This window comes from Pseudarthrobacter cellobiosi (assembly GCF_023913815.1).
GTDB lineage: Bacteria > Actinomycetota > Actinomycetes > Actinomycetales > Micrococcaceae > Arthrobacter > Arthrobacter cellobiosi.
The window spans coordinates 23,511-49,191 of the sequence record NZ_JAMXBK010000025.1; the positions used below are offsets into that span (position 1 = coordinate 23,511).

The 25,681-nt window shown below is 66.1% G+C and carries 26 protein-coding genes and 1 pseudogene; 13 read left to right on the plus strand and 14 right to left on the minus strand.

What is annotated here, in order from left to right:
• Window positions 1-18: 18 nt before the first annotated feature.
• Window positions 19-1,029 carry a DMT family transporter gene (locus NG701_RS12030; protein WP_252567736.1) on the minus strand — a complete coding sequence of 337 codons (1,011 nt, stop codon included), beginning with the start codon at window positions 1,027-1,029 and terminating at the stop codon, window positions 19-21.
• Between the two features lie 240 nt (window positions 1,030-1,269).
• Here NG701_RS12030 and NG701_RS12035 point away from each other — a divergent pair, with 240 nt between their 5' ends.
• Genes NG701_RS12035 through NG701_RS12070 form a run of 8 tightly spaced genes read left to right on the plus strand, consistent with a single transcriptional unit; the run spans window position 1,270 to window position 7,429 of the window.
• On the plus strand, window positions 1,270-1,572 hold the full coding sequence (locus tag NG701_RS12035; protein WP_252567738.1) for an urease subunit gamma: 303 nt from the start codon (window positions 1,270-1,272) through the stop codon (window positions 1,570-1,572).
• A 14-nt stretch (window positions 1,573-1,586) separates the two neighbouring features.
• On the plus strand, window positions 1,587-1,934 hold the full coding sequence (locus tag NG701_RS12040) for an urease subunit beta (protein ID WP_252567740.1): 348 nt from the start codon (window positions 1,587-1,589) through the stop codon (window positions 1,932-1,934).
• A complete protein-coding gene (ureC, locus tag NG701_RS12045; RefSeq protein ID WP_252567742.1) occupies window positions 1,931-3,643 on the plus strand; it encodes an urease subunit alpha in 1,713 nt (570 codons plus the stop codon). Before NG701_RS12040 ends, ureC begins: the two co-directional genes overlap by 4 nt.
• 24 nt (window positions 3,644-3,667) lie before the next feature.
• Entirely contained in the window at window positions 3,668-4,153 is a 486-nt protein-coding gene (gene ureE / locus NG701_RS12050) for an urease accessory protein UreE (protein WP_252567744.1), read from the plus strand.
• The gene (locus NG701_RS12055; RefSeq protein ID WP_252567746.1) at window positions 4,134-4,844 is read left to right on the plus strand and encodes an urease accessory protein UreF; all 711 of its coding nucleotides are present in this window, start codon (window positions 4,134-4,136) and stop codon (window positions 4,842-4,844) included. Before ureE ends, NG701_RS12055 begins: the two co-directional genes overlap by 20 nt.
• A gap of 42 nt (window positions 4,845-4,886) precedes the next feature.
• Window positions 4,887-5,501 carry an urease accessory protein UreG gene (gene ureG, locus NG701_RS12060; RefSeq protein WP_252567748.1) on the plus strand — a complete coding sequence of 205 codons (615 nt, stop codon included), beginning with the start codon at window positions 4,887-4,889 and terminating at the stop codon, window positions 5,499-5,501.
• Window positions 5,498-6,367: an urease accessory protein UreD gene (locus NG701_RS12065; protein ID WP_252567750.1), complete on the plus strand. Its 870-nt coding sequence runs from the start codon at window positions 5,498-5,500 to the stop codon at window positions 6,365-6,367. Before ureG ends, NG701_RS12065 begins: the two co-directional genes overlap by 4 nt.
• Window positions 6,368-7,429 carry a HoxN/HupN/NixA family nickel/cobalt transporter gene (locus tag NG701_RS12070; RefSeq protein WP_252567752.1) on the plus strand — a complete coding sequence of 354 codons (1,062 nt, stop codon included), beginning with the start codon at window positions 6,368-6,370 and terminating at the stop codon, window positions 7,427-7,429.
• A 52-nt stretch (window positions 7,430-7,481) separates the two neighbouring features.
• On the opposite strand, the gene arfB is transcribed toward NG701_RS12070, so the two are convergent.
• The gene (gene arfB, locus NG701_RS12075; RefSeq protein WP_252567754.1) at window positions 7,482-7,904 is read right to left on the minus strand and encodes an alternative ribosome rescue aminoacyl-tRNA hydrolase ArfB; all 423 of its coding nucleotides are present in this window, start codon (window positions 7,902-7,904) and stop codon (window positions 7,482-7,484) included.
• Window positions 7,905-8,067: 163 nt separating this feature from the next.
• On the opposite strand from arfB, the gene NG701_RS12080 reads away from it, so the two are divergent.
• Window positions 8,068-9,294 (plus strand): multidrug effflux MFS transporter, encoded by a 1,227-nt coding sequence (locus tag NG701_RS12080; RefSeq protein ID WP_308216223.1) that lies wholly within the window; start codon window positions 8,068-8,070, stop codon window positions 9,292-9,294.
• A gap of 36 nt (window positions 9,295-9,330) precedes the next feature.
• Here the strand turns inward: NG701_RS12080 and NG701_RS12085 are convergent, their stop codons facing one another.
• The 5 genes from NG701_RS12085 to NG701_RS12105 all read right to left on the minus strand — a co-directional run bounded on the left by NG701_RS12085 (window position 9,331) and on the right by NG701_RS12105 (window position 12,672).
• Entirely contained in the window at window positions 9,331-9,624 is a 294-nt protein-coding gene (locus tag NG701_RS12085) for a type II toxin-antitoxin system RelE family toxin (protein WP_252567756.1), read from the minus strand.
• Window positions 9,621-9,896, minus strand: coding sequence for a type II toxin-antitoxin system Phd/YefM family antitoxin (locus NG701_RS12090; RefSeq protein ID WP_056347465.1), 276 nt, complete (start codon window positions 9,894-9,896; stop codon window positions 9,621-9,623). The genes NG701_RS12085 and NG701_RS12090 overlap by 4 nt, the downstream gene beginning before the upstream one ends.
• A 102-nt stretch (window positions 9,897-9,998) precedes the next feature.
• Window positions 9,999-10,703, minus strand: coding sequence for an alpha/beta fold hydrolase (locus tag NG701_RS12095; RefSeq protein ID WP_252567758.1), 705 nt, complete (start codon window positions 10,701-10,703; stop codon window positions 9,999-10,001).
• Between the two features lie 9 nt (window positions 10,704-10,712).
• The gene (locus NG701_RS12100; RefSeq protein ID WP_252567760.1) at window positions 10,713-11,483 is read right to left on the minus strand and encodes an ABC transporter ATP-binding protein; all 771 of its coding nucleotides are present in this window, start codon (window positions 11,481-11,483) and stop codon (window positions 10,713-10,715) included.
• Window positions 11,484-11,517: 34 nt separating this feature from the next.
• Window positions 11,518-12,672 (minus strand): ABC transporter permease, encoded by a 1,155-nt coding sequence (locus NG701_RS12105; protein ID WP_252567762.1) that lies wholly within the window; start codon window positions 12,670-12,672, stop codon window positions 11,518-11,520.
• 165 nt (window positions 12,673-12,837) lie between these two features.
• On the opposite strand from NG701_RS12105, the gene NG701_RS12110 reads away from it, so the two are divergent.
• From NG701_RS12110 to NG701_RS12120, 3 genes are all read left to right on the plus strand, one after another.
• Complete coding sequence (locus NG701_RS12110) at window positions 12,838-14,250, plus strand: sensor histidine kinase (RefSeq protein WP_252567764.1); 1,413 nt, start codon at window positions 12,838-12,840, stop codon at window positions 14,248-14,250.
• Entirely contained in the window at window positions 14,250-14,903 is a 654-nt protein-coding gene (locus NG701_RS12115) for a response regulator (RefSeq protein WP_252567766.1), read from the plus strand. The genes NG701_RS12110 and NG701_RS12115 overlap by 1 nt, the downstream gene beginning before the upstream one ends.
• Before the next feature lie 165 nt (window positions 14,904-15,068).
• Complete coding sequence (locus NG701_RS12120) at window positions 15,069-16,220, plus strand: GGDEF domain-containing protein (protein ID WP_252567768.1); 1,152 nt, start codon at window positions 15,069-15,071, stop codon at window positions 16,218-16,220.
• An 88-nt stretch (window positions 16,221-16,308) separates the two neighbouring features.
• Here the strand turns inward: NG701_RS12120 and NG701_RS12125 are convergent.
• Window positions 16,309-17,298, minus strand: a pseudogene (locus NG701_RS12125) (SulP family inorganic anion transporter); the annotation flags it as partial.
• 168 nt (window positions 17,299-17,466) lie between these two features.
• On the opposite strand from NG701_RS12125, the gene mptB reads away from it, so the two are divergent.
• Window positions 17,467-19,086, plus strand: a complete 1,620-nt coding sequence (mptB, locus tag NG701_RS12130; RefSeq protein WP_252567770.1) for a polyprenol phosphomannose-dependent alpha 1,6 mannosyltransferase MptB — start codon at window positions 17,467-17,469, stop codon at window positions 19,084-19,086.
• A 40-nt stretch (window positions 19,087-19,126) separates the two neighbouring features.
• Here the strand turns inward: mptB and NG701_RS12135 are convergent, their stop codons facing one another.
• From NG701_RS12135 to NG701_RS12160, 6 genes are all read right to left on the minus strand, one after another.
• Window positions 19,127-19,423: a hypothetical protein gene (locus NG701_RS12135; protein ID WP_252567772.1), complete on the minus strand. Its 297-nt coding sequence runs from the start codon at window positions 19,421-19,423 to the stop codon at window positions 19,127-19,129.
• A 24-nt stretch (window positions 19,424-19,447) separates the two neighbouring features.
• Window positions 19,448-20,668 carry a glycosyltransferase 87 family protein gene (locus NG701_RS12140; protein WP_252567774.1) on the minus strand — a complete coding sequence of 407 codons (1,221 nt, stop codon included), beginning with the start codon at window positions 20,666-20,668 and terminating at the stop codon, window positions 19,448-19,450.
• A gap of 61 nt (window positions 20,669-20,729) precedes the next feature.
• Window positions 20,730-22,082, minus strand: coding sequence for a glycosyltransferase family 87 protein (locus NG701_RS12145; RefSeq protein ID WP_252567776.1), 1,353 nt, complete (start codon window positions 22,080-22,082; stop codon window positions 20,730-20,732).
• Window positions 22,083-22,214: 132 nt separating this feature from the next.
• Window positions 22,215-23,324 carry a GTP pyrophosphokinase gene (locus NG701_RS12150; RefSeq protein ID WP_252567778.1) on the minus strand — a complete coding sequence of 370 codons (1,110 nt, stop codon included), beginning with the start codon at window positions 23,322-23,324 and terminating at the stop codon, window positions 22,215-22,217.
• A gap of 113 nt (window positions 23,325-23,437) precedes the next feature.
• Window positions 23,438-24,487: a LacI family DNA-binding transcriptional regulator gene (locus NG701_RS12155; RefSeq protein WP_252567780.1), complete on the minus strand. Its 1,050-nt coding sequence runs from the start codon at window positions 24,485-24,487 to the stop codon at window positions 23,438-23,440.
• A gap of 47 nt (window positions 24,488-24,534) precedes the next feature.
• Window positions 24,535-25,578 (minus strand): NAD(P)-dependent alcohol dehydrogenase, encoded by a 1,044-nt coding sequence (locus NG701_RS12160; protein WP_252567782.1) that lies wholly within the window; start codon window positions 25,576-25,578, stop codon window positions 24,535-24,537.
• Window positions 25,579-25,681 lie beyond the last annotated feature (103 nt).

The window sequence follows — 25,681 nt, forward strand, 5'->3', positions numbered from 1 at the left end:
GTGGCGTCCGCTTCCGGCCTACCGGGGTCCCCGTCGCCAGAACTTCCGCAGTGCTGATCCCGGCAGCGCGGCCACGACGATCGCGGCCAGTGTGAGCAGAGTGCCGAACACCGTCTGCGGATAGATGGCGCTGCCAGCCACCGGCAGCAGCCAGTCCATGAGCAGGGCTCCGATCAGCTGACCGGCGATCATGCTCAGCCCGGTCAGCAGCACGCCGATATGCCGGATCAGCAGGGCGCTCAGGACCAGGTTGATGCAGCCCAGCACGCCGCCGGTGTACAGCCACGGCTCGGCCGGCAGCGTGGGCAGACCCCCGGTGAGGGCCAGTTTCAGCACCCAGATCAGCGCCAGCCCGACACTGCCGACCACATAGTTGATCAGGGTCCCCGGAATCGGCGACCGGACCTGCGCGGCGATTCTGCCGTTCACGGCGTGCTGGAAAGTCATCAGGATCCCGGCCAGGACAACAAGTGCGAGCGGGACCAGCATGGCGGCCGGATCCGGCACGCCGTAGAGCCGGGGCGACACCGCCCAGAACACCGCGCCCACCGTGAGCAGCACACCGAGCACCCGCAGCGCGGTAATGGCCCGTTTGCCGCCGGGACCCAACCCGATCCGGTCCACGGCCAGCCCGCTGACCGTCTGGCCGGTCACCACCGCCACGGTATAGATGGCGATCCCGACGCCTGCGACAAAGCTGGTCTGGGCAAAGATAAAGTAGGCGCCGATGACGCCAGCGGCATGGAAGTACCAGGGGATGGTGCGCTGGCGGGTGCCGGAGAGGAGTTTGCCGAACGCGGCGCGGCCGCTGGGGAGGACGAGTGTGGCAGCGGCCATGATCAGGGCGGCACCGCCGAAGCTGAACAACCCGGCCAGCAGCGGATCCTGCAGCCGTTGCCCCAGCTCGCCGTTGATCCGGGCCTGCAGTGGCAGGGTCAGGCCTGCGGTAACAGCCAGCGGGATGCCCGCGGCCAGTACGCGTGCTGCCGATCTGAGCTGCGGAACCGGTTCGGTGTGCGGCGTGGTCAAGGTGTTCCCCCGTAGGCAGGTGTGCTGGATTGTCGCCGTCGACAGGGGGCTTTCGACCATATCACCGGGGTATGCGGGAGGTGCAGTTGGAGACGAAGGGGACGGCGTTGGTTAGGGCCCCAGATCCTGGTGAGACTCTGATAGTCTTCAGTCATCCACGGGCCTCCCGGTCGCCTCTTTGGCCGGTTGTAGATAACGAGTGGGAGCTCGCGATTTATCGCGAATGATTGGGAGGCTTTAATGCATCTAACGCCACGCGAAAGCGAAAAACTGATGATTGTGGTTGCTGCCGATCTTGCACGACGCCGGCAGAAGCGCGGACTTAAGCTCAACCATCCGGAATCCATCGCGATCCTTACCTATGAGCTGGTCGAGGGCGCCCGCGACGGACGCCGGGTCGCCGATCTTATGAGCTATGGCACCACCATCCTGACCAGGGAAGATGTCATGGAAGGTGTCGCCGACATGATCCATGACGTCCAGGTCGAGGCGACGTTCCCGGACGGCACCAAGCTCGTCACCGTGCACAACCCCATTCGCTAGGCGAAGGAGAACCCATGAAACCCGGCGAATACGTCCTCCGCCCGGAGCCCATCACGTGCAATGCGGGCCTCATTCCCCGCGCCCTGGCCGTGATCAATCGCGGTGACCGCCCAATCCAGGTGGGGTCCCACTATCATTTCTTCGAGGTGAACGATGCCCTCGAGTTCGACCGGGATGCGGCCCACGGCTTCCGGCTGGACATCCCGGCAGGCACTGCTGTGCGGTTCGAGCCCGGTGATGCCAAGACGGTCAACTTGCTTGCTCTCTCGGGCGAGCGTGCGGTGTTCGGATTCCGGGACCGCATCAACGGCCCGCTCGAGCCGAGCCGCGGCCTGATCTCCCTGCAGGACGACACCAAATGAGCTTCGAGCTGAGCCGCAAACAGTACTCGGACCTCTACGGCCCCACCACGGGAGACGCAGTTCGCCTGGCGGACACTGATCTGTTCCTCGAGATTGAGCACGATCACACCAACTACGGTGAAGAAGTCGTGTTTGGCGGCGGCAAGGTCATCCGTGACGGCATGGGCCAGAACGGGCAGCTGGTCCGGGACGAGGACATCCCGGACACCGTGATCACGAACGTGATCGTGTTGGACTACACCGGCATCTACAAAGCCGATGTGGCCCTGCGCGACGGGCACATCTTCAAAATCGGCAAGGCTGGAAACCCTCAGATTTCCCAGGGTGTGAACATCACCATCGGTGTCGCTACCGACATCATCGCGGGCGAGGGCAAGATCCTCACCGCCGGCGGCATTGATACGCACGTGCACTTCGTAAGCCCCGATCAGGTGCCGGTGGCCTTGGCGTCGGGGATCACCACGCTGATCGGTGGCGGTACCGGACCGAGCGAAGGGACCAAGGCCACCACCGTTACTCCGGGTGCCTGGCACATTTCACGCATGCTTCAGGCCATGGAGAACCTGCCGATCAATATCGGCCTGCTCGGCAAAGGCCACGCAAGTGCCATCGAGCCCCTCGCGGAACAGATCCGGGCCGGCGCCATCGGGCTGAAAGTTCACGAAGACTGGGGCGCCACCACGTCCTCGATCGACATGTCATTGCGCGTGGCTGACGAGTATGACGTGCAGGTGGCCATCCACTCCGACACGCTCAACGAGTGCGGCTTCGTCGAAGACACCATCCGGGCCATCGGCGGCCGCGTCATCCACACGTTCCACACCGAAGGCGCCGGCGGCGGGCATGCCCCGGACATCATCAAGATCGCGGCGCTGCCCAACGTCCTGCCGGCGTCGACCAATCCCACCCTGCCGTACACGGTCAACACCATCGACGAACACCTCGACATGCTGATGGTCTGCCACCACCTGAGCCCGGACATCCCCGAGGATGTGGCCTTCGCCGATTCGCGTATCCGCAAGGAGACCATCGCAGCGGAGGACGTGCTGCACGACATGGGCATCTTCTCCATCACCAGCTCCGACTCCCAGGCCATGGGCCGGGTCGGCGAGGTGGTCCTGCGCACCTGGCAGGTAGCGGACGCCATGAAGCGCCAACGCGGAAAGCTCGACGGCGACCCCGAGGTGGGAGACAACTTCCGACTCAAACGCTTCGTGGCCAAATACACGATCAACCCGGCGATCGCCCACGGCATCGCGGACTCGGTCGGAAGCGTCGAAGAGGGCAAATTTGCCGACCTTGTGCTCTGGGACCCGATGTTCTTCGGCGTCAAGCCCGAGCTCGTGCTCAAGGGCGGGCAGGCGGTCATGAGCGTCATGGGGGATCCCAACGCCTCCATCCCCACGCCGCAGCCACGCACCCTGCGCGGCAACTTCGGGGCACTCGGCACCGCGGTACATGCCTCATCGATCACGTTTCTTTCCCAGGCCGCCATCGCCGCCGGAGTCCCCGAGCAGTTGGGCCTGCGCCGCGTGATCCGGCCGGTGAGCGGTATCCGTACCCTCACCAAGGCAGACATGAAGCACAACGGCGCGACGCCCGATATCGGCGTTGACCCGGAAACCTACGAGGTGACTGTCGACGGCGAGCCAATCTCGGCGGAGCCCTCGACGGTGCTGCCCATGGCGCAGCGCTACTTCCTCTTTTAGACACATATCCCTAAGGGGGCATATATGATCATCGACCACGTCATCGCCAACCGGCATGATCTCCCCGAGGACGAGCTGGCCGGCCTCCACGAGGAACAGGTTCTCCTGCCGAGCGCGGAACTCGTCAAGAAAATCCAGCGGGTGACCACCGACCACGGCCGTGAGCTGGGCATCCGGCTCAGCGATGCCGCCGGCCCGGTGCGGGACCTCCGCGACGGCGACATCCTGTTCCGCGACCACAAAACAGTCATCGTGGTGACTGCCCTGGCAACCGACGTCCTGGTTATTGCCGCGCGCAGCATCCGTGAAATGGGGGTTGTGGCGCATAACCTCGGCAACCGGCATATGCAGGCGCAATTCTTCGACGCCGACAGTGAATATGCCGCCGAGGTGATGGTGGTGCAGTACGACCACACGATCGAGGACTACCTGATCCACGTTGGCGTGCCGTACTCGCGCCAGGAACGTGTGGTGCCCGTGCCGTTCCGCCATGCCGAACACACCCACTGAGCGCGTGAACGAGCCGCCGTCGTACCTGCTGCCGCTGTTGCAGCTCTCTGACTCCGCGCTCCCCACCGGCGGGTTCAGCCATTCCTTCGGGATGGAGACGTTCCTGGAACGTGGACTCATCGACGGCGAAGCGAGCTTCGCCAGCTGGTTGAGCCAGTTTGTGAGCATCCAGCTGACGTACAGTGACGGGTTCGCCCTGCGCCTGGCGTACGAGGCGTACTCGGTTGACGATGTTGCCCGGGTCGACCGGATGATAGCCGCGGCGGCGCTGCCCCGTGAAGTGCGCGAGGCGGGGACCAAGATGGGCGCACGGATGCTGGCCATCGCCGGTACCGTGGCGCCAGGTGCCCGGCTCGCGGGCTACGCGGCCGACGTCGGATCTGGGCGTTGCGCCGGGCATCCGGCGGTCGCGTTCGGCGTTGCCGGCCGGCAGTTGGGCGTCCCGCTGGAGGAATTGCTCGCGAGCTACCTCTTCACGGCGGTCACGTCACTGACCCAAAACGCCATCCGTGCCATCCCCATCGGGCAGGACGCCGGGCAGCGTGTGCTTCTGGGAACGCATCCCAACATCGTGGATGCCGTCCGCCGGATCCAGGCACTCGAAGCCGACGACTTCGGGATCACCGCCCCGGGCCTCGAAATCGCCCAGATGCGCCACGAACGCCAGCGCGTCCGCATGTTTATGTCTTAGCAGTCCGCGGTTCGCCGCACCCAATACGTAGCAAGGAGCACCATGAAACTCATCAAAATCGGCGTCGGCGGTCCTGTCGGCGCAGGCAAGACCCAGCTCGTGGAACGCCTGACCCGCCACCTCAGCACCGAGATTTCGATGGCCGCGATCACCAACGACATCTACACCATCGAGGACGCCAAGATCCTCGCGGCCAACGGGATCCTGCCCCTGGACCGGATCATCGGAATCGAAACCGGCGGCTGCCCGCACACGGCGATCCGGGAGGACACGTCGATGAATTCGGCCGCTGTGGAGGAGCTGCGGCTGCGCCACCCCGGCCTCGAAGTCGTCTTCATCGAGAGTGGGGGCGACAACCTTTCGGCCACGTTCAGCCCGGAGCTCGTGGACTTCTCGATTTACATCATCGATGTGGCGCAGGGCGAGAAAATCCCGCGCAAGGCCGGCCAGGGCATGATCAAGTCCGACTTCTTCATCATCAACAAAAAGGACCTGGCCCCGTATGTGGGTGCTGACCTATCCGTGATGGAGGCGGACACTCTCGAGTTCCGTGGCAACAAGCCCTACTGCTTCACCAACCTCAAAACCGACGAAGGGCTGGAGCACGTCATCAACTGGATCAGGCGCGACGTGCTCATGCTTGACCTCCGCCAGTGACGGGTGCGCCTGCGCCCGAACTCCCGGTGCGCCGAGCCGCCGTCGAACTCGCCGGTACGCTCGCCCTCACGGTGGGTGTGCGGGGCGAGCGTTGCATCGCCACGAGCCAGTACCACCAGGGCGCGCTGCGCATCCTCCGCCCGCACTACCTCGATGACACCGGCCAGGTCTGCTACGTGGTGGTCAATCCCGGGGGCGGGTACGTCGGTGGCGACGAGTATGAAATCGACATCGCCGTGGAAACAGGGGCCCGGCTCCTGCTGACCACACAGTCAGCCACGAAGATCTACCGCACTCCCGGGACCCGCGCCGAACAGCGGACGCACATAAGGCTCGGCCCCAACGCGAGCCTGGAATATGTGCCGGACCCGCTGATCGCCTACCGCGGGGCGACCTACCGCCAGGCCACAGTGGTTGAGATGCACGGCAGCGCCTCGCTGGTGATGGCCGAGATCGTCACCCCGGGCTGGTCACCGGACGGCGCCCTGTTCGGCTACGACGAAATCCGCCTGCGGAACGAGATCTCGGTCGACGGGCGCCTGGCGGTGCTCGACAACCTGCTGATCCGTCCGCTGGCCGGTACCGCCCCGATAGACGGCATGGCCTTCCTCGAGGACTACACCCACGTCGGTTCCCTCCTGGTTATGGATGCCCGCGTGGATGCCGCGCTGCTGAACGAGCTGCATGAGCAGCTGCTGCCGCTTGCCGACGGCTGCAACCTGGGAATGTCACTGCTCGACGGCGGCCTGGTCATCCGGGCCCTGTCCCACGCCACCGAGCCGCTGGACGCCGTCATCCGCGCCGGCATCGATTTTCTGCGGTTGCGCTGGCACGGCCAGCCCCGCCTCGACCTTCGAAAGTACTAAATGAAAGCCCTCTTGAACCACCACGAGCGGGAAGCCCTCCCGACGGCCCGCCGCTTGGCGGTCACCTTCGCGGCAGTCGCCGCCCTCCACGTCGTTATGCTTGCGCTGCTGGCCGATTCGCTGCGCACAAACCACAGCCCTGTGGTGCTCGGCCTGCTCATCACGGCTTACCTGGCCGGGGTGAAGCACAGCTACGACTGGGACCACATTGCGGCGATCGATAACTCCACCCGCCGGTTCGCGGCCCAGGGCCGCAGCCCAGTCAGCGTGGGTTTCGCCTTCAGCATGGGCCACAGCATGGTGGTTGTGCTTGCCGGGGTACTAGTTGTCAGTGGTGCAGGCATCATTCAGGACGCGCTTAATGACGGCTCGTCCGCGAACATGGTTTTGAGCATTACCGGGGCATCTGTCTCGGGCCTGTTCCTGCTGACCATCGGTGTTTACAACGCCGCCGCGTTCCGGCGAACCGCGTTGCTGTACCGCCGCGTCAAAGATGGTGCGACCGTCACCCGCGAGGCACTGGCCCCGACCGGGCTGGTGGCCCGCCTGCTCAACAAACCGCTCTCCCGCGTCAACCGTCCACGTGACATCTTCGTCCTGGGATTCCTCTTCGGCCTTGGCTTCGACACGGCCTCGACCATCGCGTTCCTGCTCCTCACAGCGACGGCAGCCCTCGCCGGCATCTCCCCGGTCGCCCTCATGGCCCTGCCCTTCGGCTTCATGGCAGCGATGACGCTGTGTGACACGGTGAACGGCGTCGCGATGATGAGGATGTACCGAAGCGCCGTTGTGGACCCCCGGCGCCGTATCGGTTTCAACATGGTGATCACAGGTGTGTCCGCAGCCTCTGCCCTGTTCATCTCGGTCATCACCATCGCTGGCCTACTGCACGCGATGCTCGGTCTCACCGACCCGGTGACCACCTTCCTTGCCGAACTCGAACTCGGCCACGCCGGGCTGGTCCTCGTGGCGCTGCTGCTGTTCATCTGGGCTGCGCATACCTGGGTGCGCCGCGCCGGCGAAGCCGCCTCAGCCACAACGGGCGGAAACCCGCAGGGATAGGGCTCGACGGCGGGATCGCCGCTGGGTCCTGCCGGAGCCCGGCTCGACGGCGCTACTCGGCGGACGGCCGCTGCCGTTGCCGTTTCGTCGCCGACCGCTGTTCCTTGGCGGCGAGACGACGGCGGTTCGAACCCCGCGTGGGTTTGGTCGCCCGGCGGCGGGGGCCTTCGGGTGCCAGACCTTCTGCCACGAGATCGGCGAGCTTGGACAGGGCGGTCTCGCGGTTGCGCAGCTGGGAGCGCTGCTCGGAGGAGGCCACGGTGATCACCCCGGCGACGAGGCGTGGTGCGAGACGAGTCAGCAGCATCTGCCGTTGGTCATCCGAAAGTACGGCGGAGCCGGCGATGTTCCATGAGAGTTCGGCGCGGCTGTCCGTTGTGTTGACGTGCTGACCGCCTGGCCCGGACGACCGCGAGAACCGCCAGCGGAGTTCCGACGCCGGAATCGTGAGCGCGGGCGACACCTCCAGATCCATGCAACCAGCGTTGCACACTATGGGCGCTTACCCGCTACGGCTGCGGCAGGGGAGGGAGGTACTGGCAGACCCCTGATAACCAGAGCCCTCGCTAGGACAGGCATGACCGCGTTGTATTGAACGTGAACCGCAGTCCTGCCCCTACCCACAGACCGGAGCCAGCGTGACCGCCGTCGTAACCCCGATTCCCGCACGCGAGCAGACAGTCGGCCGCCCCCTGGCGATTGTGCTTGGCCTGCTGACCATCTTCGGTCCCATCTCCATGGACCTCTACCTCCCGGTCCTCCCAGCCCTCACCGCTGAGCTGCAAAGCACGACGTCGGTGGCCCAGTTGACCATCACCGCCTGTCTGCTGGGCCTCGCCATCGGCCAATTAGTAGCGGGGCCGCTCTCGGACCGCCTCGGGCGGCGGACGCCGCTGCTGATCGGTGTCGTTGCGTACACGGTCACTTCTGTCTTTTGTGCGATCAGCCCGACCGTTGAGACGCTCATCGTCGCGAGGTTTGTCCAAGGCCTCGCCGGAGCCGTGGGCATCGTCATTGCGCAGGCCGCCGGGCGGGACGTCTACTCGGGCGCCAAACTCATTCGCTACTACGGCCGCCTCACGGTTCTCGGCGGACTGGCCGCCATCATCGGCCCGGTCATCGGCGGGCAACTCGCCACCGTCACCGACTGGCGCGGAGTCTTCCTGTTTCTCGCAGCCGTCGGCGTCGCCGTCCTGCTGGCGTCATTGGTGGTCTTCCAGGAGACCCTGCCGGCGAACCGCCGGGTGACCGGAGGGTTTTCGCAGACCCTCCACGGTTTCCGCCGGCTCCTCGCTGACCGCGTATTCGTCGGGGCCGTGCTGATCACCGGTTTCACGTACTCGGCGGTCTTCGCCTATCTGAGCGGGGCAACCTACATACTCCAAGGCATGTATGGGCTCTCCCCGCAGGGCTACTCGTTCGCGTTCGGCCTGAATTCACTGGGCTTTGTGGTCTTCGGGTTCATCGCCGGCCGGCTCGCTGAACGGTGGTCCGAACGTGGGACGCTCACCGCGGGCCTGATAATGACGGCGGCCGGCGCCTTGGGGCTGCTGGCGGCGGCGGCCCTGCACCTGCCGCTGATTGCCATTGTCCTGTCCCTGTTCACCATGGTCAGCGGCGTGGCCGTCACCAGCCCGCCGGCCACGTCGCTTGCCCTCAAGGATTATCCCGATATCGCTGGGACGGCATCCTCATTGTTGGGACTGGCCCGGTACGCCTTCGGCGGCATCGCCGCTCCCTTGGTGGGCATCGGCGGCGCCAACGACGCCGTCCCCCTCGGCATCGTCGCGGCCGCTTCAGCGGCAGCGGCCGTGCTTTGCCTGGGGCTGGTCAAGAGGCGGCGTGGTCAGGATCGAATTCGCTGACCCGGACCACACTCGCACACTGTCTATGGGTCTTTGTCAGCGAGGCTTGTAGACGTCCGCGCGGTGCTCGATGCGGTGGACATATAAGGTGTGCTCTTCAACATCGAGGGTGAACAACACGCGGTAGTCACCGCGGCGTGCGGTGCGCAGGCCCAGGAGTTCACTTGTGAGGGGCTTGCTGAGCCGGCGTGGATTGTCGGCCAGAACTCCAGCAACGAATTCGACAATTGCGGCAGCAGCCTTCTCCGGCAGCCGACGAAACCCCTTCAGCGCGGGGCTGGTAACTTCGATTCTCCAGGGGCCCTGCTCGTTCGATGGTTCCTCAGTCACCTCGGCGGTAGCCCAAACTCTCGGCGCAGGTCATCGCCGCTGACGGTGTTCCCTGCCTCGATGTCGCGCCGGGCCTGTTCCAAATCTGTCCTGATGTCCGGCTGCGATAGCCAGTGGATGGTTTCCTGGAGTGACTCGAGGTCGTCAGCGGACATCAACACCGCTGACGGGTGCCCGTGGCGGGTGATCTGGATGATCTCATGCGTCTTGTCCGCCTCCTCCACGAGTGCGGAAAGCTTGTCCTTGGCTTCGCTAAGGGGCACGGTTTTCATACTGTGATTATAGCCTGAAGTCAGGCTATTTAATGGCCTGACTTTTAGCCGATGATGAACCTCTCGGGGGATCGGCTGATGTCACTGCTTAGACCCGCCGCGTCACCCCGTCCGCTCCACCGCCGCCAGGATCGCCTGGCCCAATTCCACAGGTTTAGTGAACTGGGGCCAATGGCCGGTGGGGAGGTCCACGTACTCGACGTCGCGGATGCGGGCCAACTCGGCGGTGAAGGGATGCCGGGCGTCGATCCATTCGGTGAGGAGCGACGACGGGAACTGGCACGCGATCACAGTCGCCGGAACGTCGTACCTGCGGACGTCATGCAGGCGCTGCCGGCCATGCGCAACGCCCCTGGGCTCGGGGATGGCGCGCGCCCGGAACGACGCGCGCAACTCATCGGTGAGGTCCACCAGATCGGCGTCATCGAAGCCATCCCACGGCGGCAGGGGCACGTCGTCGCCCTCGGTGGGCAGCCCGTCATTGATGACGCCGCCCTCGCCCAGGGGTCCGCTGTCCACGTAAATATTCCGGGCAACGCGGTCCGGCCGTGCGTCCGCCACGCCGTGGATGACCGCGCCACCACCGGAGTGCCCCACGAGGACCACCTTTCCGTCGAGACCGTCCAGAACGTTTACGACGGCGGCAATATGGTCCTTCAGAGTGATGCCGCCACGCGGTGCGTCCATAGATTCAAGGCCGGGAAGAGTCAGTGGATGGGTTGTGTGCCCCGACGCCTCCAGGGCAGGCGTCACCTTCTCCCACGACGACGCGTCCAACCAGAAACCGGGTACCAGGATGATGTCCATGACGGAACCCTACTCCGCGGCGCCTGCGCTAAGTAAGGTGCCGGCGCCGGGTAAGACCGGGGCGGTCAGGCCGCCGTCGCGCATTACAGCGACGGCGTCGGTCAGCGGGACGAATTCCGTGTCATGCGTGACCATCACCGTGGCCACCTGGAACTCGTCGGTGACCCGGCGCAGCAGCCCGACGATCGACGCGCTGCGCGCGTGGTCCAGCGCCGCCGTCGGCTCGTCAACCAGCAGCACTTTCGGACTGCCCATCAGGGCCCGGGCAATGTTCACCCGCTGCCGCTGCCCGCCCGAGAGCTGGTGCGGACGCTTGTCCGCGGACGCGGCCAGCCCCACCAGATCCAGGAGTCCCGCGGCGCGCGAACGCGCGGCCCTCAGCGGTTTGCCACGCAGGTGGTGGCCAATCATCAACTGCTCGACGGCGGTCAGGGACGCCAGGAGGTTGGGCTGCTGGAAGATGATGCCCACCTTCTCCCGGCGCAGCGCGGTCAGTTCCCGGTCCTTCAGCCCCGCGGTGTTGATCCCGTCAATGATCACGTCCCCGCTGGTGGGGCGGACCAGGGTGGCGGCGACTGCCAGGAGGCTGGATTTGCCCGATCCGGACGGGCCCACCAGCGAGACCATCCGGCCTGCTGCGACCTGGAGGCTGATGCTGTCCAGGGCCTTGATGGTGCCGCCCCCGTCCGGGTATTCGAGGGTGACGTTGGTGAGGGTCAGAGGGTGGGTGAGGACGGAGCCGGCGGTGGGAATGAGGGGCGCAGCAGTTGTAACAGACATGGGAAGTACCTTTCGGGAGTTTCAGGGAGAGGAATTAGTTGCCACCGAGGGCGATCAGCGGATCGACGGTGGTCACCCGGCGAACTGCCAGCGCGGCGCCCGCCATGCCCAAGGCCACAATTCCCAGCACGGGCAGCAGCGTGGTGGCGGGCGTGACCAGGAAAGGCGCGGCCTGTGCCGCGGCGAATCCGCCCAGAATTCCGACCGCCCCGCCCAGGCCCGCGCCGGCCAGCAGCACAATGGCGGCCTGGGTCATGGCATCGCGCAGTACGTAGCCGCCCGACGCGCCCATGGCCTTGAGGACGGCGATATCGCGGGTGCGCTGCACGGTCCAGACCGTCAGGAACGCCACGATCACCAGCGCCGAAATCCCGTAGAGGAACGCCTGCATCAGCATCAGCGACCCGTTTTCGCTCTTGAAGGAACCCAGCGCCTGGAACGATCCTGTGCGGCTGGTGCTGACCGTGCGCGCCATCGCATTGGCCGCTTCCTCGTCCACCACGGCCCCGTCCTGGTAGGTGACGGCGACGACGGTGGCCACCGGCATGCTCCCCGGCGCGCTGCCGGCAGCCGGCGCCAGGTGCGCCACCTCGGCCCAGGTGGGCAGCGCCGTCCACACCACACCGGTGTGCGAATACCACTGGTCATCCACGACGGCGGCGACGGTCACCCCAGTGCCACCCACCGTGGCCGTGTCTCCGACCTTGAGCGAGAGATCCGCGGCGACGGTCGCACCGATCACCACCGACCCCGCCCGAACCGGCGACGGCGCCAGAAGCCCGTCCTCTGCAACGCCGAACACCGCCACATTGGTGGTGCCGCCGTCGCCGCCCTGCAGGCGCGACTGGCTGATGCCCAAGGCCTCGGCGCGGGCCACGCCCGGGACGTGTTTCCAGCTGTCCACCTGCGCGGCCGTTACTTCGCTTTCGGTAAAGGACGCCGTGGGCTGGTTGGTGCCGGGGGCGCCAAACACGATGCTGTCCACCGGCCTGGTCTCAGCGCCGGACCCAGCACCGGAGCCAGCACCAGACCCGGCACCCAGCTTCCCGATGGCGGACGTGGACTGGTCGCCCAGGCCGGCGGTAAGCCCGGACAGGAGCACCAGCAGCAGCGTCACCAGGGCTACCACGCCGCCCATCAGGGCAAACCTGCCCTTGGCGAACCGGATGTCGCGAATAGCGAGAAACACGTTGTACTTCCTTCAGTGGGGGTGGAATTCCTTCTGATTCCACTCTCCGGCGCATCGGCCCAGCCCACATCGGGGACTTGGTTGAGGCCGGCGGGACAAGAGGTTGATGGGGCGGTCAACCTTTTGGTTGATCCGTACGTCCCCGCCGGCGCATAAGCTGATGAAATGCCTGCCGCGGACCCACAGCCCACCTCGTCGGGGGCTGCCATCCTGCGGTTCCTCCGGGTGACGCTTCATGTCAGTTTTGCCGTGCTGCTGCTGGTCGCCATCCTGCGGCTCCACTTCGCTGACGGAGCCGTCGGCACCGACGGCGCCGCCGGAGTGAACGGCCCCGCAATGCCGGAAGGCGCAGCAACCGGCCAGCGCCTCGCCTGGTCCGCACTCGCCCTTGCGCTCGCCGCGGCCTATCTCGCCGGCACCATCCTGGAGAAGCGCTTCGCCGCCGGCCGCTCCAGCTTCAACCCGCACCCCTACGCCGCCCCCTGGCTGGGCCTTGTCACAGCACTGTGGGGCGTCCTCCTCGCGGGCAGTGCCGAATTTTCCTGGGTCGCCTTTCCTCTCTTCTTCCTCCACCTGCACATCCTGCCGCGCAGGATTGCGCTGCTCACCATCGCCGCGATGACGGCCGCCGTCGTGGCTTCGCAGTGGGTGGCCAGCGGCCTGCCGTCGCCCACCCTGCCCATGGTCCTGGGACCGGGGCTGGGTGCCGTTTTCGCCGTGGTCACCGGGCTGGCTTACCAGGCGCTCTACCAGGAGAGTGAGGCGCAGCGGCTGGCCGCGGACGAACTCCGGCGGACCCGGGCCGAGTTGGCCCGGACCCAACATGATGCCGGCGTCGCAGCTGAACGTGAGCGCCTGGCCCGCGAAATCCATGACACCCTCGCGCAGGGCCTGTCCAGCATCGTCCTGGTTGCGCGGGCGGCAGAAAAGTCCCTGGCCAGCGGCGACCTTGCCACCGCCGCCGAGCGGTTCGCGCTGGTGCAGCAGACGGCGTCGGAAAACCTCGCGGAGGCCCGCAGCTTTGTCCGCGGCCTCACCTCGCCCCAGCTCCAGGAGTCGTCGCTCCCGGAAAGCCTGCAGCGGCTCTGCGGCGAAACCGAAACCCTGGCCGCCGCTCGCGGTAACGGACTCCGCTGCCGCTTCGAGCTGGTGGGCGACCCGGCGGAGCTGCCGCCGCAGTACAGCGTCACCCTGCTCCGGGCCGCCCAGGCCAGCCTGGCCAACGTCCGGCTCCACGCCAAGGCGAGCACCGCCGTCGTCACCCTCGCGTTCCTCGGGGACGAGGTCACCCTGGACGTGTACGACGACGGCACGGGCTTTGTGCCGGAAACGCCGGGTTCCGGCGTGGCTGGCCGGGCGGACGGCAGCGGGTTTGGGCTGCGCTCGCTGGCTGCCCGGGTGGCTGAGCTGAACGGCTCCCTGGACGTGGAGACGGCACCCGGCGAAGGGACCGTCGTCGCCATCCGGCTGCCGCTCTCGGGAAGTGTGCTGCCTGGTCAGTCGCCCCCTGGAGGGGCGCTGCCCGGGCGGCCCTTGGTAAGCCCGGAACTGCCCGGCCCGGCGGGGGAGCGGCACTGATGGGGGAGCTCCGTATTCTCCTGGTGGATGACCACCCCGTGGTCCGCGCGGGACTGCGCGCCATGCTCGCCGAATTTGAGGACTTCAGCGTCGCTGCCGAGGCCGCCGACGGGGACGCGGCGTTGCGCGAACTGGCGCGGCTGCGGACCCTGGGGGACCGCGTGGACGTGGTCCTGATGGACCTGCAGATGGGCGCCGGGATGGATGGCGTCACCGCCACCGCAGCGATCCGGCAGCTGGACTCCCCGCCGCCGGTCCTGATCCTGACCACTTACGACACTGAGGCGGACATCTTGGCCGCCGTGGAGGCAGGCGCCAGCGGCTACATGCTCAAGGACGCCCCGCCGGAACAGATCCGCCAGGCCGTGTTGTCGGCGGCGGCGGGCCAGACGGCGCTGGCGCCCAAGGTCGCGGCCCTGCTGATGTCGCGGATCAGCAGCCCGGAAACCGCCCTCACAACCCGCGAGGTCCAGTTGCTTGAACTGCTGGCCACCGGCCTGACCAACCGCGCCATCGCCCGGCGGCTCTTCATTTCCGAGGCCACCGTCAAGACCCACCTGGTGCACATCTACGGCAAGCTCGGCGTGGACAACCGGACCTCGGCCATCGCCCTGGCCACGCAACGACGGATCATCCGCACGCCAGGCCAGTAACCTCCCTGAGTTTTTGGGAAGATATCGGCCGCTAAATGGCTTTCGGCGCGGATTATGTGGACAAAAAATCCAGGGGTGTCGCAGTTTCGGTTGCAGGGCGAAAATGTCCGATGGCGGTGCGATACTGAGGTCTGCATCACTCGGCAGTCGGGGGGAACGTCGGACATGGTCCTGGACACTTCTACGCTGAGGATTGCCTTCGGCGTGATGGCTTTGGTCCTGGTGCTGCTGTTCTACTTCTTGGACTACCGCTACACGCGCTCGCCGTACGGCGGCTGGTGGTGCCTCGCATTGGTGTTCTTCCTTTCCGGATCCGCCGCCTTCCTGCTCAACGGAACCGCCCACCAATGGTGGGCCAATATGCTGGGCAATGTCCTGCTGGTCCTCGGCGGCGCAGCCGTCTGGGCCGGTGCCCGGTCGCTCCGGGAGGTGCCGCCGCTGCGGTGGGCGTTCACCGGGGTACCGCTGGTCACCCTGGTTGCCTCCGCCGTCGACAATCCCGGCACCAACACCTGGTCCGGCGGTGCAGTCTTCCTCGCCGCAATGTGCCTGACGGTGGGGCTCGCCTCCCGGGAACTCTGGCGGCTGGACCCCGGATATTCGCGCGTGCGGGTCCCCATGGCTGCCGCGGCGGCCGGGTTGTCCGCGTTCTATTTCGGCCGGCTTGTCCTCTTCCTCCTGGAGGGCCCGAACGGTCCCACGTTCGTCACGTTCTTCGGGTCCGCAGTGACCACGTTGGTGACCATGGTGCTGCTGGTGGTGGTGTCCTTCAGCATGGCCGCATTGAGCACCGAACAGCAGACCCGGGCTCTGCACATGGTGGCCACCCGGGACGATATGACGGGGCTGCTCAACCGCAAAGCCTTCCGGGACCTGGCCGCGGCGCTGTTGAAGGACAGGACCGTCGCCCGGGGAACGGGTGCCCTGATCCTCGCTGACCTGGACCATTTCAAGGCAGTCAACGACACCCACGGACACGCTGCCGGCGACCTTGCGCTCCAGGCCTTCGCCGACGCGTGCCGGGACGTGGTGAGATCCACGGACCTCGTGGGCAGGTACGGCGGGGAAGAGTTCATCCTCCTCATCCCGGGCGCCTCCGCCGGGCGCGCGGAGGAAATCGCCGAGGAGGTCAGCAGGCGGCTCGCCCAAGTGCCCACCGTCGACGGGCTGGAGATGCCCACCGTCAGTTACGGTGTGGCATTGTACGACGCCGCGACGTCCGATGTGGAAGACCTCATCGCAGCCGCTGACCGGGCCCTCTATGCGGCCAAGTCGCTGGGACGGAACCGCGCCGTCCACAGCGACCCGCGAGGCTAGCCCGTCAGTTGAGCTTTCCCGCCAGCCGTTCCCGCATAGCCACTGGCGGCATTCAGCCCGATCAGCTCCACTTTTCGCCCGTGCTCCGCGGAGTGATGGCGTGCCAGTCGAAGGTGATGGCGGAAACGAAGATCATCACGGCCACCAGCGCGGCCATCGGAATCAGGCCACAACGTCGCCGAGCACCGCCACCAGAACCAGCAGGAAGACGCCGGCCAGGAATGTGGATACCCGGCTCCGGGCCCCGGATCCCTTGACGTTGATCATGGTCTGGCCGATCACGGCGCAGCCGCCCATGCCGCCGAAGAAGCCGGTGACGATGTTCGCCACGCCCTGGCCCCAGGACTCGCGGGTCTTGTTGGAGCGGGTGTCCGTGATGTCGTCCACGAGCTTGGCGGTCATCAGCGATTCGAGCAGCCCCACCAACGCCACAGACACCGAGAACGGTGCGAGGACCTGGAATGTCTCCCACGTCAGCGGGACGTTGGGGACAAACGCCGAAGGCAGGCTCTCGGGCAGCTGGCCCTTGTCCTGGACGGTGGGCACATCCACGCTGGCCAGCACGGCAAACAGGGTGAGCACCACGATGGCCACCACGGGTGAGGGCACCGCCGTCGTAATTCTTGGCAGTCCCACCACGATGACCAGGCCCATGGCCGCCAGCGGGTAGACCATCCACGGCACGCCGATCAGTTCGGGAATCTGCGCCATAAACACGAGGATCGCCAGGGCGTTCACGAAGCCCACCATCACCGAGCGCGGGATGAACCGCATCAACCGGGTGACGCCGAGGACCGCCAGCGCCCACAAAGGAGATGGTGACAGCCATGGTGAACGAGGCAAACAGGCCGATCCGCGGATCCACGCCCGCGATCACCGAGAAGCCGATCGCCTCCGGGATCAGCGCCAGCGCCACCACCAGGCCTGCCAGCGCCTCGGTCTTCAGCCGCCGCGGCGAGCGAAGCGTGGCACGGACTGATTGGAGCTGCTGAGGCGTGCTGGTCCGGGCATCTGGGACGCTTCGTACGGCCACGGCTGGGTCCAATCGTGCAGGTGAAGCCGGCAGTGGCGGCTTCATTCATAGGCGGGGATGGGGCGGCGCCACGCCTCATTGCGAAATAGGGGGCACGTCCGCCCCTACAAGTCTGGGGCAGGCCGCGGGCCAACTGCTAAAATGACTGGGTTGTAGACCGGCCTATAGCTAGTCCAGCCAGCGCCGTAACGTAAGTAGGGGACCACACAAGACATGACGGCAGGCGGTTCACACATCAGCACTTCGGAGAGCGTTCCCGGTCCGTCGAAAAAGACAGCGGCCGGCGCGGAGCTCCCGAAATCTGCCGCGCCCGCCGTAGCCCCCCCCACCAAGCGCCGGGTGTACATCGCCACCTGGCAGGGCTTCCTCGGCGCCCTCATGATGTTTGTGGGCTCGATCGGAACGGGCTGGATCGCCAACGGCTCACCCATGATCCGCCAGCCGGTGGTCATCGCCCTGCGGACCGAGGGCTGGGGTGTGACGCTGTCCACCGTGCTCCTGACGGTGGGGGCGATGCTCCTGATGCGGTCCTGGCTCCGGCTGGGCCAGCGGCTGGACGACTGGGACGAACACTCGCTGCGGTCGGTGGTCATAGCCATCTCCGCCTGGTCCCTGCCGCTCCTGCTGGCCGTCCCCATCTTCTCCCGCGATGTCTACGCCTACACGGGACAGGGCCGCCTGGTCATGGAAGGCCAGAACCCCTACACCGTGGGCATTTCCACCCTCAACAACTGGTTTGCCCTCGGCGCGGACCCGGCCTGGGCCGAGAACCGGACCCCCTACGGGCCCTACTTCCTGTGGCTCGCCCGCGGCGTGGTGGAGCTGACAGGGGCGCAGCCCGACGTGTCCGTGCTGCTGTTCCGCCTGATCGCCGGCGTCGGGGTCCTGCTCTGCGTCATCTACGTACCCAAGCTGGCCGAACTGCACGGCATCAACGGCGCGCGGGCACTCTGGATCGCGGTGGCCAACCCGCTGTTCCTCATCAGTTTCGTGGCCAGCGCCCACAACGACGCGCTCATGGTGGGCCTCGCCGTCGCCGGTGTCTACTTCGCCGCGACGAAGCGATACCTGGCCGGAATCCTGCTGGTCACCGCCTCCATCGGGATCAAGCCCATCACGGTTCTGCTGCTCCCGTTCATCGGGGTTATGTGGGCCGGGCCGGCCGCCTCGTGGACGCGGAAGTTCCTCATTTGGGGCGCGACGGCGGGAATCAGTTTCGCGGTGCTGGCAGTCAGCGGGATCCCGTACAACCTCGGGTTGGGGTGGGTGTGGGCCATCATGGACCCGACGCCGGGTTACACCGGCTATTCGCCGTCAGGGTTCCTGGGGCAGCAGGTCGAGTTCCTCGGCAACGTGCTGGGATTGGCGGGCGGCACCATCGCGGACCTGCTGCGGACCGGCATGAAGTGGGCGGCCATCGGGCTGGTGCTGCTGCTGATGTTCCGTGGCGATTACTCGCGGGCGGTGCGCCGGCTGGCCCTGGCGTTCGCCGCCGTCGTGATGCTTTCGCCCATCATCCAGCCCTGGTACATTCTCTGGTTTGTGCCGTTCCTGGCCGCCACCGGCATCCGGAACGACTGGCAGATCCGGTGCCTCTACGTGGGCGTGACGTTCTTTGTGGTCTTCGGCGCACAGGACCAGCTCTCGGTCTGGTCCTTTGTGGAGCTGGCCATTGACGCGTCGTCGCTGGCGTTCGTGACGGCGCTGCTGTTCACGTTCTACCTGCTGGTCCTGGACATCCATACGCGGAAGCTGCTGATCGAGGGCAAACCCTCGGACTGGGCCCGGCGGGGTTGGCGCTGGGTCCTGGACCAGCGCCGCACCGCCCGCTGAGGCGCGCCGGCTCCGCCAAAGAGCTCTAACGAGCGGAACTCTACGACGCGGCCCTGCGCCGAAGACCCAGGCGGTAACCCAACCAGAACGCCAATGTCAGCAGGGCCACTGCAATGAGTAAATAACCGGTCCGAGCACCGCTGTCCATCAGGACCATCGTGTCCGATGTGAAGGTCTGGTTAGCCAGGGGTGCGTAGGCGAACCACCCGATCTCCTGCCGGGGCGCCAAGACTGCAGCAAGTCCGGTGGCAACCGCGGCTGCCGCAAGGATCGGTGCCAGCAGCGGCAGCCAACGGCGGAGCCCCGGCCTGTTTGTGTTTTCTTCCCCCAAAGTCATGGCACTACCCTAAGGCGGCCCGGGTCAGGCGGCCTGCGTGACCGCCTGTGATTTCCGGCCGAGCTCGGCGGTCCGCTTCACCGACCACCAGAGCAGCACCACCAGCAGCACGTTGCGCGTGGTGAGGATGGCGGCCATGACCGGGTGGGCGTGGATGAGCGGCGTGTAGAACAGCGGATAGATCACAAAGGTGGTCACCGCGATTCCCATCAGCAGCGCCGCGGGAACCTTCCACCGCTCCCAGTCGTGCGTCAGGCCCGCGATGATCACGGGGGCCAGCCAGATAATGAACTGCGGCGAACCCACCTTGTTGAACACGATGAACGCCGTGGTCATCATCAGCGCACCCTCGAGGAAGAGTTCCTCCCGCTCGGCACCGCGGTTCAGGGCCCTGACCAGCAGGACTGCCGCCACCACGGCGGCGAGGATCAGCAGGGGCTGCATCAGCAACGCGGCCACGCTGGCGCCGGGGCCGTAGACCTCTGTGGAGTTGATGGCCGTGTTGTCCGCCATCTTGGAACCGGCGATGTTGAAGACGCTGAGCCACACCCACGGCGTGGAGAACGTGGCTTCAAGCTGCATCCCACGCTCGCCCTGGTTGGTCAGGAAGTCCATGATGTGCGGCAGCCCGCCGGACAGGTACGTGCCCAGGCCCACGACGGCGGTGACTGCGACACCGGACGCCAGTACCTGGATCCGTTTCCGGCTGGCAATAACGATGGGCACGAGGACCGCTGCCGGCCACACCTTGAGCCAGGTGGCCACGCTCAGCAGGATCCCCGCCACCACGGGGCGTTCGGCCGCGTACAGCAGGGCAATCAGCACGATGGGGGCGGTGATTCCCTCCACCCGGGCGAAGCTGAGATAGCCCATAAATACCGTGAAAAACAGCCACCACCAGGCCGGGGCGATGCCCTTCACCTTCCGCGGCCCGCGCGTCAGGAAAGCAAGCCCGACGGCGTTGAGGGCTGTGATGATCAGGAACCAGCACAGGAGGTACAGGCTGGGTCCGGCAATGTTCGCGAGGAAGATGGGGATCTGCGCCAGCACTGGGTATACCCAGGGGCTGATCTTGCCGTCCAGGCTGTCCGGATTGTAGCCGTCCATGGCCCACTGGCGGTACTGCTCGGTGTCGCTGAACGTATCGCCGTTGAGGAAGAACGACGCCATCCAGCCAAGGAAATACAGGTGGATGACTGCGAAGCCCCACCAGACGCTGGACGGACGGGCGAACCAGTCCACCACGCGCGCGGGCAGGACGGTGCTGCGGACGCTGACCAGCCGGTCGAAGAACTTCGTGGAAATCTTAGGACTCCTTGAGCGCGGGGACGGACGCGGAAGTCTTTTTGCCCAGCGAGTACAGGCGCCGGACCGACCACAGGAACAGGACCACCAGGAGGACGTTGCGGATGGTCAGCACGCCGGCCATGAGGGGGTTGTTGTGGCTGAGGGCATCGTAGAACAGCGGGTAGATGAAGAACGTTGCCACCGCGATGGCGATGAGCATGGCCGCGGGGACCCGCCATTCACGCCAGCTGTGCGCCAGCCCCACCGCTACGGCGGGGGCCAGCCACACCATGAACTGGGGTGAGCCCACCTTGTTGAACACCACAAAGGCGGTGGCCAGGGTGAGGGCTCCGGCCAGCAGCAGCTCGGTGCGGTCCACCGCGCCGTCGGCCTTGCCGTTGCCGTTGAGCTTGCCGTTGTGCAGCGCCCAGAAGGTCAGTCCGGCCACGAGCAGGGCGGCAAGGATGAGGAGCGGCTGCATCAGCACGGACATCACTGCCGTTCCGGGGCCGTCCACCTGCATCGAGTTGATATCGGTGTTCATGTACATCCGGGAATCGCCGATGTTCAGCACGGACAGCCACAGCCACGGAGTGGTGAACGTTGCCTCGAGCTGCATGCCCCTGTCGCCCTGCTGCGTCAGGAAGTTCAGCAGTTTGGGAACACTGCCCACGACGGCGGCCAGAGCCACCACCACCGCTGAGGTTGCCACGCCTGCCAGCACCACCAGCAGGCGGTTCTTGACGACGGCGAAGAGGGCCAGCATCACTGCGGCCGGCCAGACCTTCACCCAGGTGGCTGCGGCAAGCAGGACCGAGGCGATAAACGGCTGGCCCACGCCGTAGGCCAGGGCCACCAGGACGATCGGTGCGGTGAGGCCGTCCACGCGAGCGAAGCCCAGCCAGCCCATGAGCAGGGTGAACACCAGCCACCACCAGCCCGCGGGGATCGCGTTCAGGTTGCGGCCGCGCTCCGTGAGCTTGGCCAGGCCCCAGCCGTTGAGGATGGTGGTCATCAGCACCCACAGGAAGAAGAACGGTCCGGGACCAGCCAGCCCTGCTAGCGCCATGGGGATCAGCGCGAGGATGGGGTAAACCCACGGGCTGGGGCCTCCGCTGAGGTTCGCTTCGTCGAAACCCGCCCGGGCCCAGTCGCGGTAAATGAACGTGTCGCTGAAAGCTTCGCCCCGCAGGGACAGCAGCGCCGCGAAGATCAGGAAACCCAGGTGCACCAGGATGAAGCCGGTGAGAAGTCCACGCGGCGTGTTCAGCCAGGACCGTGCGGCCGCAGGCAGGATGACGTTGCGGATCCGGGTGAGCGTGGCGAAGAATGCGTCCGTGGAAATGGCGGAATCCTTGTCAGAGAGGGGCATAAACAGGTGCCGGATCTTGCCGCGGGGCTGGAACCGGGAGCATCGGAGGTCCGTTTACAACAGCCTCCACCATGAGTCAAGGGTAGTTGAAATGTCGGTGGTGCCCAATAATCCTGCGGCTCCGCGATTGGTCTACTCGGACTTGGTCTGGCGGTAGCGCTCGATCTGTTTGAGCCGCCGCAGGAGGCTGTCGCGCCGCGGGTGCGGGACGGCGTCGGGCGCCTCTGCGGTGAGGTCAATGTGTTTGGTGCCGTACTGCCAGAGCAGGAGGTCATCCAGCAGGCGGTCCGGGCCGGGGGAGTAGCGGTGGTCCAGCGCCTTGCGGACCTCGGTGATCCGCTGGGCGCTCAGAAGGCCGGCCAGCTGGACGGTCTGGTTGAGGCCGTGGGCGGCCATAAGCTCGGCGGCCCAGCCCCAGTCGTCATCGACTTTGCGGTCCACGTGCGGCAGCAGCGTGCGCCAAACGTCCCGGATCCGGTTGGGTGTGAGCTGCGCGGCGCCCTCACCCTCGACATCCCAGTAGCTGCGGACTTCCTCGTAGCGTTCGTGCAGGTCCGCGAAGGCGCTCTCCACCGTTTCCAGCATGGCGGCGGTGGCGGTGAACTGGCGGTCGAAATGCGGAGTCCAGGCGCGGGGGTCCTCGGCCTTGAAGCGGATGTCGTGCTCGATCTCGCTCCAGGCGTGGGCGAAGACGGTGCGGATCTGGCATTCGAAGAAGTAGCTGCCGTTGGCCTGAATGTCCGGGTTGAAGGCCTGCTGGTAATCCTTGACGGCCTCGTTCTGGATGGTGCGCAGGATGAGGTGGCGGCTGGAGTAGCCGTACGTGCCGGACTCGATGGAGCCGATGTCCTTCTCCCGGTCGCCGCGGCAGTCGAACACCTGGCGCTGGCGCTTGATGATGTTGGCCACCAGGGCGTTCTCCGCGGGCAGCTTGGTGATAACGCGCACGCCCACCATGTCATTGAGGGTGCGGAACGGGTCCGGGAACTTCAGCACCGGGGGGCCGCCGGGTTCCAGCGGTTCCTCAATCCGGGAAATCTTCTCCCGGAAGGATTCCACCGATTTGGTGCGCCCGGTGACAAACAGCGGAGTGACCTCGGTGTCCTTCAACATGTCGCGGAGGATGTGGAGAACGTCCTTGGTGACCAGCTTCAGGGCAGGGCGGACGCGCTCGTAGATCTCCACGTTTTCCTGCACGGATTCACGCAGGCTGATGTCCAGGCTGTCCCAGTTACTCGGCATGCCCCCAGCTTACGGCGGGGGTGTGACAGCACCCCATCAGGACGCTCTCTCACTTATTCTAAGAAATGCGGCAACGCTCTCTCACTTTCTTAGGGAAAGTGAGAGAGCGTTGGCTATGAAGGGGCCGTTGCCGAGGTGGAGTTGCGGACCACCAGGGAGCTTTCCAGCGTCAGCTGCGGCTGCTCCAGCTGGTGGCCTTCCATAAGTCGGCGCAGCTGCCCGCCGGCCTTCAGCCCCAACAAGGTCGCCGGCAGATGCACGCTGGTCAGGCTGGGATTGCTGGTGGCGGAGTACGGCAGATCATCGAAGCCGGCGATGGCCAGCTGGCCCGGGATCTGGACGCCTGCCACCCGCGCTTCCTGCAGCACCCCATAGGCGTGGGTGTCAGTGCAGCAGACGACGGCGGTGACCCCGGCCTGCTGCCACGCGGGCCAGGCGGCGGCGAACGCGGCGGCAGACGCCCCGACGTCGATGGTGGTCCTGATGATGTGGCCGGGCCCCACCGATATTCCGTGGGCCGCTGCCTCGTCCAGGAAGGCTTCGCGGCGGATGGCGAACGTCGCTGTGCCGGTGACACTGTCCACGTAGGCCACCTGCCGATGCCCTGCATCTGCCAGGTGTCCCGCCAGCTCCCCCGCGCCGTGCGCAACGTCCAGATTGACGGACGGGGCGTAGGCCTCCAGCCCTGGAGCATCGAGCAGGACCACGGGGCCCGCGGCAGAAAGTTCTTCCAGGAATTCGGCGTTTGGGGCACCCACGAGCAGCCCGGCCGGCCGGAGTGCCATCAGCTTCCGGACGTCGCCGGCCTGCGGAAATTCGCCCGCGTCGGTGACGGACAGCAGCAGCTGGTAATCAGCCCCGAGTGACTCCCGGACCCCGGCGATCACCTTGGCGAAAAACGGGTTGGAGATGTCCGGAGACACGAGGATCACGATGGAGCTGACGCCTTTGGCCAGCGAGCTGCCGATCCCGTCCACCACGTACCCGAGCTCGGAAATTGCGTCCCGCACTCTGGCAATGTTGTCCTCAGAAACGCGACCGGCAGTCTTGCCGTTGGCCACCAGGGAAACCGTCGCCGTCGAGACGCCGGCGCGGGCCGCGACCATGGCGGCGGTGATGCGCCGAGAGCGGACGGATTGCTGCACCTGCTCCGCGGATTCCATCCTTCGATCGTAGTAGGCGTGGAGGGCCGGTGCTGCCCGCCGGTGTTCTAGACGAGAGTGGAGGTGTCGATGACGAACCGGTAGCGGACGTCGGAGGCAAGGACGCGTTCGTAGGCATCGTTGATCTTGCTGGCCGGGATGACTTCGATTTCGGCGCCGAGGTTGTGCTCGGCGCAGAAGTCGAGCATTTCCTGGGTTTCGCGGATCCCGCCGATCATGGAGCCGGCGAAGGAGCGGCGGCCCATGATGAGGGCGAACGCGTTGACCGGGAGCGGTTCAGCGGGAGCACCGACGTTGACCAGGGCGCCGTCGAGGGTGAGCAGCTGCAGGTAGGCACTGATGTCGATCGATGCGCTCACGGTGTTGATGATCAGGTCGAAGCTGCCGGCGAGATCCTCAAAGGTGGTCTCGTCGCTGGTGGCGTAGTAGTGGTCCGCGCCCAGCTTCAGCCCGTCCTCCTGTTTTTTGAGCGACTGGGAAAGTACGCTGACTTCCGCGCCCATGGCGTGGGCGAGCTTAACGGCCATGTGGCCGAGGCCGCCCAGGCCGACGACGGCAACTCTCTTCCCAGGGCCGGCACCCCAGTGCCGCAGTGGGGAGTACGTGGTGACGCCCGCGCACAGCAGGGGAGCGGCGGCGTCGAGCGCGATGCCTTCGGGGATCCGCACAACAAAGTCTTCGGTCACGACGACGTGCGTGGAGTAGCCACCCTGCGTGATGGTGCCGTCGCGGTCCACAGCGCCATAGGTGCCGACGTTGCCATTCAGGCAGTACTGCTCTTCGCCCTTGAGGCAGTTGACGCATTCGCGGCAGGAGTTGACCATGCAGCCGACGCCGACCCGGTCGCCGATAGCGTGCTTGGTGACCGCCGAGCCGATCTCGGTGACGATGCCGGCGATCTCGTGGCCGGGGGCCAATGGGTAGGACTGGGGACCCCAGTCCCCGCGGACGGTGTGGATGTCAGAGTGGCAGATGCCGGCGAACTTGATGTCGATCAGGACATCAAGGGGGCCGACGTCGCGGCGTTCGATCTTCGTGGGAACGAGCGGCTCAGCGGCGGACGGTGCGGCGTAGGAACTAACGGTAAACATTCTTCTCCTGTTTAGGGGGTGCCTTTGCATCAATATCACCCTATTTCCATCGGCTGAAGAAGGCTGCGTTTATTGGGGTACAAGCTCTCCCCCCTTTAGCCTG

Bases quoted from the DNA above. Each gene is read 5' to 3' on its own strand.
- NG701_RS12040 (WP_252567740.1), top strand. From the start codon at position 1,587: ATGAAACCCGGCGAATACGTCCTCCGCCCGGAGCCCATCACGTGCAAT.
- NG701_RS12100 (WP_252567760.1), bottom strand. From the start codon at position 11,483: ATGTCTGTTACAACTGCTGCGCCCCTCATTCCCACCGCCGGCTCCGTC.
- NG701_RS12135 (WP_252567772.1), bottom strand. From the start codon at position 19,423: ATGACTTTGGGGGAAGAAAACACAAACAGGCCGGGGCTCCGCCGTTGG.
- arfB (WP_252567754.1), bottom strand. From the start codon at position 7,904: ATGGATCTGGAGGTGTCGCCCGCGCTCACGATTCCGGCGTCGGAACTC.
- mptB (WP_252567770.1), top strand. From the start codon at position 17,467: ATGACGGCAGGCGGTTCACACATCAGCACTTCGGAGAGCGTTCCCGGT.
- NG701_RS12070 (WP_252567752.1), top strand. From the start codon at position 6,368: ATGAAAGCCCTCTTGAACCACCACGAGCGGGAAGCCCTCCCGACGGCC.
- NG701_RS12090 (WP_056347465.1), bottom strand. From the start codon at position 9,896: ATGAAAACCGTGCCCCTTAGCGAAGCCAAGGACAAGCTTTCCGCACTC.
- NG701_RS12145 (WP_252567776.1), bottom strand. From the start codon at position 22,082: ATGCCCCTCTCTGACAAGGATTCCGCCATTTCCACGGACGCATTCTTC.
- NG701_RS12160 (WP_252567782.1), bottom strand. From the start codon at position 25,578: ATGTTTACCGTTAGTTCCTACGCCGCACCGTCCGCCGCTGAGCCGCTC.
- NG701_RS12110 (WP_252567764.1), top strand. From the start codon at position 12,838: ATGCCTGCCGCGGACCCACAGCCCACCTCGTCGGGGGCTGCCATCCTG.
- NG701_RS12055 (WP_252567746.1), top strand. From the start codon at position 4,134: ATGCCGAACACACCCACTGAGCGCGTGAACGAGCCGCCGTCGTACCTG.
- ureG (WP_252567748.1), top strand. From the start codon at position 4,887: ATGAAACTCATCAAAATCGGCGTCGGCGGTCCTGTCGGCGCAGGCAAG.
- NG701_RS12115 (WP_252567766.1), top strand. From the start codon at position 14,250: ATGGGGGAGCTCCGTATTCTCCTGGTGGATGACCACCCCGTGGTCCGC.
- NG701_RS12150 (WP_252567778.1), bottom strand. From the start codon at position 23,324: ATGCCGAGTAACTGGGACAGCCTGGACATCAGCCTGCGTGAATCCGTG.
- NG701_RS12155 (WP_252567780.1), bottom strand. From the start codon at position 24,487: ATGGAATCCGCGGAGCAGGTGCAGCAATCCGTCCGCTCTCGGCGCATC.
- ureE (WP_252567744.1), top strand. From the start codon at position 3,668: ATGATCATCGACCACGTCATCGCCAACCGGCATGATCTCCCCGAGGAC.
- NG701_RS12120 (WP_252567768.1), top strand. From the start codon at position 15,069: ATGGTCCTGGACACTTCTACGCTGAGGATTGCCTTCGGCGTGATGGCT.
- NG701_RS12035 (WP_252567738.1), top strand. From the start codon at position 1,270: ATGCATCTAACGCCACGCGAAAGCGAAAAACTGATGATTGTGGTTGCT.
- ureC (WP_252567742.1), top strand. From the start codon at position 1,931: ATGAGCTTCGAGCTGAGCCGCAAACAGTACTCGGACCTCTACGGCCCC.
- NG701_RS12095 (WP_252567758.1), bottom strand. From the start codon at position 10,703: ATGGACATCATCCTGGTACCCGGTTTCTGGTTGGACGCGTCGTCGTGG.